The following is a 13145-nucleotide window of genomic DNA, read 5'->3' as shown; positions in this document are numbered from 1 at the left end:
CGGTCACGGCCGACATCGAACCCTCATAGGCAGACCTGCGCCGGCGGTTTACCCTGTGCGCATGTCGCACCCTGATGATGAAGATCCGGCCGCCTTGTTCCGTGCGGCCATCGGCGAAGTGAAGCCGCTGCGCAAGGATGCCGAGCCGGCACCTGCCGCGCCCCGGCCGAAACCGCGTGCGCGCATGGCCGAACGTGACGAGGCCGAAGCGGCCGGCGAGTTCGCCCGGCTGCTGCGCGACAGTGCGCCACTGGAAGCCGGCGACGTGGCCAGCTATCGCCGCGACAACCTGCCACCACGCCTGTTCCAGCGCCTCAAGCGCGGCCAGTACTCGGTGCAGGACGAACTGGATCTGCACGGCGCCACCGCCGCACAGGCCGAAGCCCTGCTGCGCCAGTTCCTGCTGGAAGCGCATGCACACGAGTACGGCTGCGTGCGCATCATCCACGGCAAGGGACTGCAGTCCGATGGCGGCGCACCGGTGCTGAAGAACCTGGTCGATCGCCTGCTGCGGCTGCGCAACGACGTGCTGGCATTCCATTCGGCACCGACCGGACAAGGCGGCACCGGCGCGGTACTGGTGCTGCTGGCGCGGCGTTGAAAAGGGGACGGAGGGAATTAAGTCGTTTGTGCCACAAACGACTTAATTCCCTCCGTCCCCTTTTTTTATGTCAGGCCTGCGAGGCGTCTTCGACGGGGCCGAGTTCGTGCAGCACGGCGGTGGCGTAGCAGCCTGGCGGCAACGCGAACGACAGTTCCAGCACGTCGTCGGCCAGCCACTGGTGCTGCAGCAGCGCCGGACGCAGGCGCAACGCGCGGCGCTCCTGCTTCAGGCGCGCATCTTCCAGGCCGGCCCGCAGTGCCTTCGACTCGTCGTCGTCCAGCGCGGCCAGCTCCAGCTCACGTGCAGCGTCGGTGCTGCGCAGCTCGCCTTCGCCCCACAACGGCGCGCTGGGATGGATGTCGAAACGCGCCAGCCGCTCGGCCAGCACATCCGTGTACGGCTCGGGGCCGAACACGCTGCGACTGCCATCGAGCATCCAGACTTCGCCATCGAGCGGCTGGTCCCAGCTGCCCTGCTCCACGCGCGCGGCCAGCACGCGGTTGAACAGCGCCGAACGGGCTGCAGAGAGCAGCAGCGAACGCTGGTCCTTGCGCATGCGGCGCCCACCGAACATCGCCAGTGCAGCCGGCACGTTGCCACCGTCGCGGCCGAAACGCTGTTCACCAAACCAGTTCGGCAGGCCGCGCGCGGCAATCTGCTGCAGGCGCTCGCTGATCGCGGCGGCATCGCCCTGCACCTCGCGCAGCACCAGCTTGAAGCGGTTGCCGGCCAGTGCGCCACGCTGCAGCTTGCGGTTGTGCCAGGTCGCTTCGAGCACTTCGATCTCGTCGTTGGCCAGCTCGGCCAGGTCCGGCGCAATGCGCTTGGGCAGGTGCACGCTGAAACGCTGGGTGGTGACCGCGTGGCGGTCTTTCATGCCGGCGTAGCTCACCGCCATTTCCGGCAGGCCCGCCCATTTTGCCAGCACCTTGGCCACATGCACGGTGTTGGCGCCGCGCTTGCGGATGTGCAGCAGCAGATGCTCGCCTTCACCGCTCGCCTCGAACGCCGGCAGTTCATCCACCTGGAAATCGTCCGGCGTGGTGCGGATGCGCGCCGTCAACAACGGCGCACCAAACGCCAACGGCAGCGGGATCATGCCGCCACCAGCAACACGACCGCCTGCGCGGCGATGCCTTCACCACGGCCGGTGAAGCCCAGCTTCTCCGAGGTGGTGGCCTTGACGCTGACCGCGTCCAGCGGCAGCTGCAGCAACCCACCGATGCGCTCACGCATCGCAAGCGCATGCGGGCCGACCTTCGGCCGCTCGCAGATCACGGTGATGTCGGTGTTGCCGACGCGCCAGCCGCGCTCACGCAGCAGGCTGTCGCAGTGGCGCACGAACTCGCTGCTGTCGGCCCCCTTCCAGCGGTCGTCACTGGGCGGGAAATGCTGGCCGATGTCGCCCAGCGCCAGCGCGCCGAGCATGGCATCGCACAGGGCATGCAGGATCACGTCGCCGTCGCTGTGTGCAAGCACGCCGCAGCTGTGCGGCACGTTCACTCCGCCAAGCATGATGTGGTCGCCTTCACCGAAGGCATGGACGTCGTAGCCCTGGCCGATGCGGACGGGCGGGAACGGTGCGGTGCTCATGGATGCAACCCTTGCTGCAGGGCCGCGCGGACGGTCAGCCGGCGCGGCGGGAAAGTACGAATTCGAACCGGTCCAGATCGGCCGGGGTGGTGACCTTGAAGTTGTCCTCGCTGCCCTCGACCAGCAGCGGGCGCTGGCCCTGGCGCTCCATGGCCATGGCCTCATCGGTGACTTCAACACCGGCGGCGGCGGCTTCGGACAGCGCGCGGCTGAGCTGGTGGCGGCGGAACAGTTGTGGTGTCAGTGCGCGCCACAGCCGCTCGCGCGGCTCGGTGCCATCGATGCCACCGTCGTCGCCCGCACGCTTGAGGGTGTCGCGTACCGGTGCGGCCAGGATCGCCCCGACCGGATCGGCACGACCGACTTCAAGCAGGCGGCCAAGGTCGGCCAGCGACAGGTTCGGCCGCGCGGCATCGTGGACCAGCACGAATTCATCAGCGCGCACCGTCTCCGGCAGCGCCTGCAGGCCAGCCAGCACCGAAGCGGCACGGGTCGCGCCACCGATGCAGGTCAGCACCGGCTTGCCCGCCCACTCGTTCCAGCCGGGCCAGTCGGCGTCGTCCGGGCTGATCACTACCATTGCCCCGGCTACGGCCGGATGCGCCAGCAGGGCGTCCAGGGTATGGGCGAGCAGGATCTGCCCGCCCGCCTGCAGGTACTGCTTGGGCAACGGCGCGCCAAAGCGGGTGCCACGGCCAGCAGCCGGAACCACGACCCAGATCGCCGCACTCATGGCACGTCCGCCGGGTGGTCGCCAACCTGCGCACTGACACCTGCCGCAGGCTGCGCCGGGTGGACCGGCGCATCCTCGACCACGCGATAGAACTTCTCGCCGGGCTTGATCATGCCCAGCTCGCTGCGCGCGCGTTCCTCGATGGCGGACTGGCCTTCCTTGAGGTCCTTCACTTCCGCAGCGAGCGCATCATTGCGCTGCTGCAGGCCCTCATTGTCCCGCTCCTGGTTGGCGACCTGGGCTTCGAGCATCATCACTTCACCCGAATTGCCCGGACCAAACCAGAAGCGGTACTGCAGCCAGCCCAGCAACAGGGCCAGCACCAGCAGCATCCAGCGCCAGTCGCGCATCGGCTCAGCGCTTCAGCGAAACGAACGCGTCACGACCGGCGTAACGCGCGCCGGCGCCGAGGGCTTCCTCGATGCGCAGCAGCTGGTTGTACTTGGCCACGCGATCGCTGCGGCACAGCGAACCGGTCTTGATCTGGGTGGCGGTCGTGGCCACTGCGATGTCGGCGATGGTGGTGTCTTCGGTTTCGCCCGAACGGTGCGAGACCACGGCGGCGTAGCCGGCACGATCGGCCATGGCGATCGCTTCCAGGGTTTCGCTGAGGGTGCCGATCTGGTTGACCTTGATCAGGATCGCGTTGGCGGTGCCCGAGTCGATGCCTTCCTGGAAGATCTTCGGGTTGGTCACGAACAGGTCGTCGCCAACCAGCTGCACCTTCTTGCCGATACGGTCGGTCAGCAGCTTCCAGCCGGCCCAGTCGTTCTCTGCCAGGCCATCTTCAATCGTGATGATCGGGTACTGCGCGGCCCAGTCGGCGAGGAAGTCGACGAACTGCTCGGAGGTCAGGCGCTTGTTCTCGCCGACCAGGTTGTACTTGCCGTTCTCGAAGAACTCGCTGGAGGCCACGTCCAGGCCCAGCAGCACGTCTTCACCGGCGGTGTAGCCCGCCTTGCCGATCGCTTCGAGAATGGTGTCCAGCGCTTCGACGTTGCTGCGGAAGTCCGGCGCGAAGCCACCTTCGTCGCCGACCGCGGTGCTCAGGCCATGGCCCTTCAGCACCGACTTCAGCGAATGGAAGATTTCGGTACCGGCACGCAGCGCTTCGGAGAACGAGGTGAAGCCAACCGGCAGCACCATGAACTCCTGGAAGTCGACGTTGTTGTCGGCATGCGCGCCGCCATTGATGATGTTCATCATCGGCACCGGCAGCGCCGGGGTCACGCCGGTCCTGGCGGCCAAGTACTGCCACAGTGCCTGCTTGTTCGATGCAGCGGCGGCATGCGCGGCGGCCATCGAAACACCCAGCAGCGCGTTGGCACCCAGGCGGCCCTTGTTCTCGGTGCCGTCCAGATCGATCAGGCGACGGTCGAGGCCGGCCTGGTCGGTGGCCTCAAAGCCCTTCAGCGCGGCGGCAATCGTGGTGTTGACGTTGTCGACGGCCTTGCGCACGCCCTTGCCCAGATAACGGGTCTTGTCACCGTCACGCAGCTCGACCGCTTCCTTGGTGCCGGTCGAGGCGCCGGAGGGAACCGCGGCACGACCGAACGAACCGTCCTCCAGGATGACTTCGGCTTCCAGCGTGGGGTTGCCACGGCTGTCAAGGATTTCACGGGCGTGGATGCTGCGGATCGTACTCATGGTCGGGCCGGTTACCTGTCTGGAGAGGGGGCGACAAAACGAATGCCGCGTGATTATCCCCGGCTGCCCGCCACTTGCCAAATGGCCTGGGCGGCATCAGCCCCGGCTGGACCCGATCACGATCAGGGCCAGCGACACCAGCATCACCAGCAACGCACCGGCCACCGCCGCCGCGACGGGTCCACGACGGCGTCGCCAGGCGAGCACCATCGCCACCAGGCTGCCGACGAAAGACACACCCAGCGCGACCAGCGCGGCTACGATCCAGTACTGCATGGCCTGGATGCCATGGTTTCCGTCACCCGGCGAGCCGAAGCTGGCCGCAAAGGCCATTACTCCCAGCAGCAGGGACGCCCAGGCGAGCACGGACAGCCCCAGCGCGACCAGGCCCCAGGGCCAGCCGCGCGCCGACGTGCTCGTATTCATCAAAGCAATCCGTAGAACAGGGCGCCGAGCCACAGCGAAAGCAGGATGATCGCAAAGCCAGCCGCCACCTTGCCGCGATTCAGCCGCCAGGCCAGCACCGCGGCCGCGAGGCAGCCCGCGGCACCGAGCAGCTCCGCGACCAGCAGCGCAATGAAATACGCACGCAGATCAAGCGCGCTGCTGCCATCACCCGGGGGGCGCACCGACGCCGCACCGATCAGCACCAGGCCAAACATGCCCACGGTGAACAGCACGGCCAGGCCCAGTGCGATCAGGCCCCAGGGCCACTGTTTCCAGTGCCGGCGATGACGCTGGGCTTCCAGCGCCACCCTCGGGTCACGACTCACGCGAAGCGCGAGAAGCCGTGCTTCTTGGTCACCGCGTCGAGCTCCATCAGGGTCTCGAGCAGCGCTTCCATCTGGTCCAGCGGCCACGCGTTGGGGCCATCGGACAGGGCCTTGGACGGATCCGGATGGGTCTCGGCGAACAGGCCGGAGATGCCCACCGCGACGGCAGCACGGGCCAGCACCGGCACGTGCTCACGCTGGCCACCGGAACTGGTGCCCTGCCCGCCCGGCAACTGCACCGAGTGGGTGGCATCGAACACCACCGGGCAACCGGTATCGCGCATCACCGCCAGCGAGCGCATGTCGCTGACCAGGTTGTTGTAGCCGAAGCTGGCACCGCGCTCGCAGACCATGATCTGCTCGTTGCCGGTGGCCTTGGCCTTCTCCACGACCGGCTTCATGTCCCAGGGCGCCAGGAACTGGCCCTTCTTGATGTTGACCGGCTTGCCGGCCGAGCACACCTTGCGGATGAAGTCGGTCTGGCGGACCAGGAACGCCGGGGTCTGCAGCACATCCACCACCGAGGCCACTTCGTCCATCGGGGTGTACTCATGGACGTCGGTCAGCACCGGCACGCCGATCTGCTTCTTGACCTCGGCCAGGACCTTCAGGCCCTCTTCCATGCCCGGGCCGCGGAACGCGGTGCCCGAGGTGCGGTTGGCCTTGTCGAAGCTGGACTTGAAGATGAAGTTGACGCCGAGCTTGTCGGTGACTTCCTTCAGCTTGCCGGCGGTATCGAGCTGCAGCTGCATCGACTCGATCACGCAGGGGCCGGCGATCAGGAACAGGGGCTGGTCCAGCCCGACCTCGAATCCACACAGTTTCATGGCGTTTCCTTGTTGTCCGCAGCACCGGCCGGGCCGGTGCGCTGGGGGTTGAAGCATGCAGGATGGGGGCCGAAGCCCCCATTCACAAGTCAGGCGCGCGCTTCGGAAAGCAGCTTGCCGCCGGCCTTGCGCTCGCGCGCGGCACGGATGAAACCGATGAACAGCGGGTGGCCGTCACGCGGCGTGGACAGGAATTCCGGGTGCGCCTGGCAGGCCAGGAACCACGGATGCGCGTCGCGCGGCAGTTCGACCACTTCCACCAGGGTGTCGTCCATCGACTTGCCGGCGATCACCAGGCCGGCATCTTCCAGCTGGGTGCGGTAACGGTTGTTGAACTCGTAGCGGTGGCGGTGGCGCTCGGCGACGACGTCCTTGCCGTACAGCTCACGGGCCAGCGTGCCCGGCTTCAGGCGCTGTTCCTGCAGGCCCAGGCGCATGGTGCCGCCGAGGTCGCTCTTGTCGTCACGCTTCTCGACATCGCCGGTGGCGGTGCGCCATTCGGTGATCAGGCCGATCACCGGGTTCGGCGACTGGCGGTCGTTCTCGGTGCTGTTGGCGCCTTCCAGGCCGACCACGTTGCGCGCGTAATCGACGACGGCCGCCTGCATGCCGTAGCAGATGCCGAAGTACGGCACGTGCTGCTCGCGGGCGAACTTCGAGGTCAGCACCTTGCCTTCGAAACCACGGTCACCGAAGCCACCCGGCACCAGGATGCCGTCGACATCGGCCAGTGCGGCCATGTCGGTGCCTTCCAGATCCTGTGCTTCCAGCCACTTCAGGTTGACCTTGGTGCGCTGGCGCAGGCCGCCGTGCTTCAGTGCTTCGCCGACCGACTTGTAGGCATCCTGGTGATCCACGTACTTGCCGACCACGGCGATGGTCACTTCATCCAGCGGATGCAGGGTCGCATCGACTGCGTCCTCCCACATCGACAGATCGACCGGACCGGCCTTGTCGGCCAGCTTCAGCTGGTTGACCACGATCTCGTCCAGGCCCTGCGCGTGCAGGCCCGACGGAATGCGATACAGCACGTCCACGTCCGGCACGCTGATCACTGCGCGCTCGGAGACGTTGGTGAACTGGGCGATCTTGCGGCGCTCCGAATCCGGCACGGCCTGCTCGGAACGGCACAGCAGCACGTCCGGCTGGATGCCGATCGAACGCAGTTCCTTCACCGAATGCTGGGTCGGCTTGGTCTTCAGCTCACCGGCGGCGCCGATGTACGGCACCAGGGTGAGGTGCATGAACAGCGCCTTCTCCGGGCCACGCTCGGTGCGCACCTGGCGGATCGCTTCCAGGAACGGCAGCGACTCGATGTCGCCGACGGTGCCACCGATCTCGACCAGCGCCACGTCGTAGCCTTCGGTGGCTTCGTCGATGCAGCGACGGATCTCGTCGGTGATGTGCGGAATGACCTGCACGGTCGCGCCCAGGTAGTCGCCGCGGCGCTCCTTGCGGATCACGTTCTCGTAGATGCGGCCGGTGGTGACCGAGTTCTTGCGGCTCAGGCGGGTGCGCACGAAGCGCTCGTAGTGGCCCAGGTCGAGGTCGGTCTCGGCGCCGTCGTCGGTGACATACACCTCACCGTGCTGGAACGGGCTCATGGTGCCCGGGTCGACGTTGATGTAAGGGTCGAGCTTCATCATCGTGACCTTCAGGCCCCGGGCTTCGAGAATGGCGGCCAGCGACGCGGCGGCAATGCCTTTGCCGAGCGAGGACACCACGCCGCCGGTTACGAAAATCAAGGGAGTCATGGCTGCAAGCATCCTGTCTGGAAATGGAAAACGGCAACACCACGCGCACCCGGAGGGCGGGCATGGTGCTCGGAGGGGGTTTTCCGGTTCGCTGGGACAGCGAGGGAGGTGCGGATCCGTGCGGCGGCAGGCGCCGGACGGGGACCATCGTGCGAGGTCGGGGCGGCCGTGCCGGCCAAATCGACCGTCACCTGCGACCCGCCATGCTGGAAGCCACGCTTGGCCGCTCCAGCCCATTCGCAAAGGGTGGACACGCACTTACTCCCGGAAAGCCATAGTTTACAGATTGATGGCCGCCAACCCAAGGGGCAGACGCCACGTTCCTAAAAAGAAACGCCCCGCTGAGCGGGGCGTTCCGTTGCGCACCCCTTGTCGCAAGGGCGCTTGGCAGGTTGCGGGATCAGCGCTTCTTGCGCGCTTCTTCCTCTTCTTCCTTCTGCGGGGCCGGCTGGCCCTGCGCCTTCATTTCGGCATTGGCCTGGGCACGACGCTTGGCCTTGGCATCGGCCTCGGCCTGCGCCTTGTCGGCCTGGTCACCCTGCTGCGGGGCCGGCTGGCCCGCGTTCTGCGCCACCACCAGCGGCACTGCAACGGCGGCAGCGGCCAGGATTGCAACGGTCAGCAACTTCTTCATGAGGTCCTCCTCGCGGTATGGCTTGGATGTTTCGACCCGATGGGGCCGCCGGCGTTCAGATTCCAGCGACTGCCATTTTACCCCCTCCCCGGCGCCGAGGCTGAACCGCAGGCGTGCAAAATCGCCGTCCAGACCGCACACTTGCGCGTCGCTCCGCGCTTTAGAAGATAGATGAACGCCCGCTATAACGCCGCCGATATTGAAGTCCTGTCCGGCCTTGACCCGGTCAAGCGCCGTCCCGGCATGTATACCGACACCGCGCGCCCGAACCACCTGGCGCAGGAAGTGATCGACAACTCGGTGGACGAGGCCCTCGCCGGCCATGCCCGCTCGATCGAGATCACCCTGTACAAGGACGGCAGCGTGGAGGTCAGCGATGACGGCCGCGGCATGCCGGTGGACATCCATCCGGAAGAGAAGATCCCGGGCGTCGAACTGATCCTCACCCGCCTGCATGCAGGCGGCAAGTTCAGCAACAACAACTACACCTTCTCCGGCGGCCTGCATGGCGTCGGCGTCAGCGTGGTCAACGCGCTGTCGACCCTGGTGGAGGTGCACATCAAGCGCGAAGGTGCCGAACACCGCATCACCTTCCGCAATGGCGACCGCGCCACGCCGCTGGAGGTGGTCGGCACCGTCGGCAAGAAGAACACCGGTACCCGCGTGCGCTTCTGGCCGGACCCGAAGTACTTCGACACGCCCAAGTTCGCAGTGCGCGCGTTGAAGCACCTGCTGCGCGCCAAGGCCGTGCTGTGCCCGGGCCTGACCGTCAAGCTGACCGACGAAGCCACCGGTGAAGTCGATACCTGGTACTACGAAGACGGCCTGCGCGACTACCTGAAGCTGGAACTGGGCGAGCGCGAATCGCTGCCGGCCGACCTGTTCGTCGGCAACCTCAAGAAGGACACCGAGGTGGTGGACTGGGCCGTGGCCTGGCTGCCGGAAGGTGAGCTGGTCCAGGAAAGCTATGTCAACCTGATTCCGACCGCCCAGCATGGCACCCACGTCAACGGCCTGCGTACCGGCCTGACCGAGGCGCTGCGCGAGTTCTGCGACTTCCGCAACCTGCTGCCACGCGGCGTCAAGCTGGCCCCGGAAGACGTGTGGGACCGGGTGTCGTTCGTGCTGTCGCTGAAGATGACCGACCCGCAGTTCAGCGGCCAGACCAAGGAACGCCTGTCCTCGCGCCAGGCCGCCGGCTTTGTAGAGGGCGCCGCGCACGATGCGTTCAGCCTGTTGCTGAACCAGAACGTGGAGCTGGGCGAGAAGATCGCGCAGATCGCCATCGAGCGCGCCAGTGCGCGCCTGAAGACCGAGAAGCTGGTCGTCCGCAAGAAGGTCACGCAGGGCCCGGCCCTGCCCGGCAAGCTGGCCGACTGCATCAGCCAGGACCTGTCGCGCACCGAGCTGTTCCTGGTGGAAGGTGACTCGGCAGGCGGCAGCGCCAAGCAGGCGCGCGACAAGGATTTCCAGGCGATCCTGCCGCTGCGCGGCAAGATCCTCAACACCTGGGAAGTGTCGTCCAACAGCGTGCTGGCTTCGGAGGAAGTGCACAACCTGGCCGTGGCCATCGGCTGCGACCCCGGCAAGGACGACATCACCGGCCTGCGCTACGGCAAGGTGGTGATCCTGGCCGACGCGGACTCCGACGGCCTGCATATCGCCACCCTGCTGACCGCGCTGTTCCTCAGGCATTTCCCGGCGCTGGTCGATGCCGGCCACGTGTTCGTGGCAATGCCGCCGCTGTTCCGCATCGACGTGGGCAAGCAGGTGTTCTACGCCCTGGATGAGGAAGAGAAGCGTTCGATGCTGGACAAGATCGAGCGCGAGAAGATCAAGGGCGCAGTCAACGTCACCCGCTTCAAGGGCCTGGGCGAGATGAACCCGAACCAGCTGCGCGAGTCGACCATCCATCCGGATACGCGCCGCCTGGTGCAACTGACCGTGGACGATGGCGAGCAGACCCGTTCGCTGATGGACATGCTGCTGGCCAAGAAGCGCGCGTCCGACCGCAAGGGCTGGCTGGAGTCGAAGGGCGATCTGGCCTCGCTGGAGGTCTGATCCCGAGCGGGGTCGGATCCCTTTCCGCAGGAAAGGGCTCTGACCCGGTTGGCGGCAGTGGGGTCAGAGCCGTTTCCTGTCAGGAAACGGATCCGACCCCATGCGCTCCGACCCCATCCGCCCCCATCGGCAAACCCGGCAGCGCCATAATGCGCGTCCACCCGTGTGGACCATCGTATTGGCCAGCCACTCGCTGCTGTTCCCCGGCCTGCCGCTGCAAAGTGCACGGCTGGTCCTGAGCCCGATCCGTCGTGACGATGCCGCCGCGCTGTTCACGCTGCAGTCCAACCCGGATGTCATGCGATGGTGGAACCATCCAGCCTGGACGCGACTGGCCGAAGCGCGCGAGCAGATCGACGATGACCTCGCCGCCCATGCCATCGGCACCCAGCTGAAGCTGGCCGTGCGCGAGTCGCTGGAAGGTCCGCTGCTGGGCATCTGCGTGGTATTCGCGGTGGACCGCGATGCGGCGCGCGCCGAGATCGGCTACCTGCTGGCACCCGATCGCCAGGGCCAGGGCTATATGCACGAGGCCCTGCAACAGGTACTGGCCTACCTGTTCCGCACCCTGCACCTGCATCGGGTGGAAGCCGAGATCGACCCGCGCAATGCGCCGTCCGCGCACGTGCTGGAACGCCTGGGCTTCCACCGCGAGGGGGTGCTGCGCCAGCGCTGGCGCATCCAGGGGCAGCTGGCCGACTCGGCCGTCTACGGCCTGCTGGCCGACGACGCCGCCGCAGCCACCCTCCCCGCTTGACCCAATCTGGCCAGTAGCGGGCTCAACGCACGGCCATGCCTTTGGACACATACGGCATGGCCCGCCACCGGCCTAGCATCGGAACCCCCTTCCGCTGCCGAACCGGTGCCATGAAGTCCCTGCTGCACACTGCCGCGCTCTGCGTCGGCCTGCTCATCGCCCCTGCCAGCGTGCTGGCCGCGCCCGACGCCGAGGGCAAGCCCGACCCGAAAGACGACAAGACCGAAGCGCCTGCGCTGCCCGCCGACGCCTCGGCCCGCCAGAGCATGCGCCTGGCCGGCCGCACCCTGGACTACACCGCCACCGTCGGCACCCTGCCGGTACGCGATGCCAAGGGCAAGGTGATCGCCGATGTGGTGTTCACCGCCTACACGATGCCGGGCAAGGACCGGCCGGTGACCTTCGCGCTCAATGGCGGCCCCGGTGCGTCGTCGGTGTACCTCAACATGGGCGCGATCGGGCCCAAGGTGGTGACCTTCGGCTCCGAGGGTGACAGCGCATCGGCGCCGGCCACCCTGCACGACAACCCGGGCACCTGGCTGGACTTCACCGATCTGGTGTTCATCGATCCGGTCGGTACCGGCTTCAGCCGCGCGCGGATCGGCGACGATGAAGCCAAGAAAGCGCTCTACAACCCCAGTGCCGACGTCGAATACCTGTCGCGCTCGATCTACGACTGGCTGCTGCGCAACCAGCGCATGGCCTCGCGCAAGTACCTGACCGGCGAGAGCTACGGTGGCTACCGCGGCCCGCGCATCACCCACTTCCTGCAGACCCGGCTGGGCGTGGCAATGAACGGACTGGTGCTGGTCTCGCCCTACCTGAGCCCGACCCTGGAAGACAACGCCGATGTCTCGCCGATGGCGTGGATGCAGACGCTGCCGTCGATCGCCGCGGCGCACCTGGAGCGCCAGGGCAAGCTGACCGATGCGGCGATGCGCGAGGTGGTGGAGTACACCCGTGGCGATTACGCCACCGCGTTGATGAAGGGCCGCAGCGATCCGCAGGCTACGGAAGCCATGCTGCGCCGGGTCACCGCGCTGACCGGACTGGACCCGCAGTTCGTGCGCCGCGCTGGCGGGCGCCTGGAGACCCAGGCCTACCTGCGTGAAGTGTTCCGCGACAAGGGCACGCTGGGCAGCCGCTACGACTCCAACGTGACCGCGTTCGATCCGTTCCCGAATGATCCGGAGCAGCGCGCCAACGACCCACTGCTGGACAGCATCATCGCGCCGACCACCACGGCGATGGTCGACTTCGTGACGCGCGTGGTCGGCTGGAAAGTAGATGCGCGCTACCAGGCGCTGAACTACGACGTGAACCGGCTGTGGGACCGCAATGGCGAACTGCGCCAGGGTGCGGTGACCCAGCTGCGCCAGGCGGTGGCGATCGACCCGCATCTGCAGGTGCTGATCGTGCATGGCTGGAACGACCTGTCGTGCCCGTTCATGGGCTCGATCCTGACCGTGGACCAGATGCCGACGATGGGCAGCAATCCGGACCGGGTGCAGGTGCGCAGTTATCCGGGCGGGCACATGTTCTACAGCCGGGCGGACAGCCAGGCGGCGTTCCGCAAGGATGTACAGGCGTTGTTCCAGCGTAATTGAAGGGGTTTGGCCGGGCCTGCGGCCCGGCACCCGCTGACAGCCACGGCAACGGCAACTGCAAAAGCTGGCTTCCTGAGGGCTGTTGGTGGGTGCCGACCGTTGGTCGGCACGGGGCGGACCCCGTTGCTTGGCAACGGGCCCTGACCCTGGTTCTG

The 13145-nt window shown here is 66.9% G+C and carries 14 protein-coding genes; 4 read left to right on the top strand and 10 right to left on the bottom strand.

The genetic code is table 11. The features are described 5' to 3' along the window. Nucleotides 1–61: 61 nt before the first annotated feature. Nucleotides 62–601, top strand: coding sequence for a Smr/MutS family protein (locus VG561_RS06715; RefSeq protein ID WP_032959185.1), 540 nt, complete (start codon nt 62–64; stop codon nt 599–601). 70 nt (nt 602–671) lie between these two features. Here the strand turns inward: VG561_RS06715 and truD are convergent, their stop codons facing one another. The 10 genes from truD to VG561_RS06665 all read right to left on the bottom strand — a co-directional run bounded on the left by truD (nt 672) and on the right by VG561_RS06665 (nt 8565). Next, a complete protein-coding gene (gene truD, locus VG561_RS06710) occupies nt 672–1703 on the bottom strand; it encodes a tRNA pseudouridine(13) synthase TruD (RefSeq protein WP_053494898.1) in 1032 nt (343 codons plus the stop codon). Beyond that, nucleotides 1700–2197 (bottom strand): 2-C-methyl-D-erythritol 2,4-cyclodiphosphate synthase, encoded by a 498-nt coding sequence (gene ispF / locus VG561_RS06705; RefSeq protein WP_014646702.1) that lies wholly within the window; start codon nt 2195–2197, stop codon nt 1700–1702. The genes truD and ispF overlap by 4 nt, the downstream gene beginning before the upstream one ends. 34 nt (nt 2198–2231) lie before the next feature. Next, the gene (ispD, locus tag VG561_RS06700; RefSeq protein ID WP_260808977.1) at nt 2232–2930 is read right to left on the bottom strand and encodes a 2-C-methyl-D-erythritol 4-phosphate cytidylyltransferase; all 699 of its coding nucleotides are present in this window, start codon (nt 2928–2930) and stop codon (nt 2232–2234) included. Beyond that, complete coding sequence (gene ftsB / locus VG561_RS06695; RefSeq protein ID WP_005412924.1) at nt 2927–3280, bottom strand: cell division protein FtsB; 354 nt, start codon at nt 3278–3280, stop codon at nt 2927–2929. Before ftsB ends, ispD begins: the two co-directional genes overlap by 4 nt. Before the next feature lie 4 nt (nt 3281–3284). After that, the gene (gene eno, locus VG561_RS06690; RefSeq protein ID WP_014646700.1) at nt 3285–4577 is read right to left on the bottom strand and encodes a phosphopyruvate hydratase; all 1293 of its coding nucleotides are present in this window, start codon (nt 4575–4577) and stop codon (nt 3285–3287) included. A 96-nt stretch (nt 4578–4673) separates the two neighbouring features. After that, nucleotides 4674–5003 (bottom strand): hypothetical protein, encoded by a 330-nt coding sequence (locus tag VG561_RS06685; protein WP_046429902.1) that lies wholly within the window; start codon nt 5001–5003, stop codon nt 4674–4676. After that, nucleotides 5003–5350, bottom strand: coding sequence for a hypothetical protein (locus tag VG561_RS06680; RefSeq protein ID WP_032959194.1), 348 nt, complete (start codon nt 5348–5350; stop codon nt 5003–5005). Before VG561_RS06680 ends, VG561_RS06685 begins: the two co-directional genes overlap by 1 nt. Then, nucleotides 5347–6177 (bottom strand): 3-deoxy-8-phosphooctulonate synthase, encoded by an 831-nt coding sequence (gene kdsA, locus VG561_RS06675; RefSeq protein WP_014036736.1) that lies wholly within the window; start codon nt 6175–6177, stop codon nt 5347–5349. Before kdsA ends, VG561_RS06680 begins: the two co-directional genes overlap by 4 nt. A gap of 89 nt (nt 6178–6266) precedes the next feature. Next, nucleotides 6267–7931 (bottom strand): CTP synthase, encoded by a 1665-nt coding sequence (locus tag VG561_RS06670; RefSeq protein ID WP_014646697.1) that lies wholly within the window; start codon nt 7929–7931, stop codon nt 6267–6269. A 400-nt stretch (nt 7932–8331) separates the two neighbouring features. Further along, nucleotides 8332–8565: a hypothetical protein gene (locus tag VG561_RS06665; protein ID WP_014646695.1), complete on the bottom strand. Its 234-nt coding sequence runs from the start codon at nt 8563–8565 to the stop codon at nt 8332–8334. A gap of 171 nt (nt 8566–8736) precedes the next feature. Between VG561_RS06665 and parE the strand changes: the two genes are divergently transcribed. The 3 genes from parE (at nt 8737) to VG561_RS06650 (ending at nt 12990) form a co-directional block, all read left to right on the top strand. Further along, nucleotides 8737–10626: a DNA topoisomerase IV subunit B gene (gene parE, locus VG561_RS06660; RefSeq protein WP_032959196.1), complete on the top strand. Its 1890-nt coding sequence runs from the start codon at nt 8737–8739 to the stop codon at nt 10624–10626. Between the two features lie 178 nt (nt 10627–10804). After that, a complete protein-coding gene (locus tag VG561_RS06655; protein WP_032959203.1) occupies nt 10805–11383 on the top strand; it encodes a GNAT family N-acetyltransferase in 579 nt (192 codons plus the stop codon). 110 nt (nt 11384–11493) lie between these two features. Next, the gene (locus VG561_RS06650) at nt 11494–12990 is read left to right on the top strand and encodes a S10 family peptidase (RefSeq protein ID WP_014646692.1); all 1497 of its coding nucleotides are present in this window, start codon (nt 11494–11496) and stop codon (nt 12988–12990) included. The last annotated feature ends 155 nt before the right edge of the window (nt 12991–13145 follow it).

The sequence above is a fragment of the Stenotrophomonas sp. CASM110 genome, assembly GCF_049384345.1.
Classification (GTDB): domain Bacteria; phylum Pseudomonadota; class Gammaproteobacteria; order Xanthomonadales; family Xanthomonadaceae; genus Stenotrophomonas; species Stenotrophomonas muris.
The sequence above is the reverse complement of the archived record's forward strand: the minus strand, read 5'-3'. Positions and strand labels throughout refer to the sequence as shown.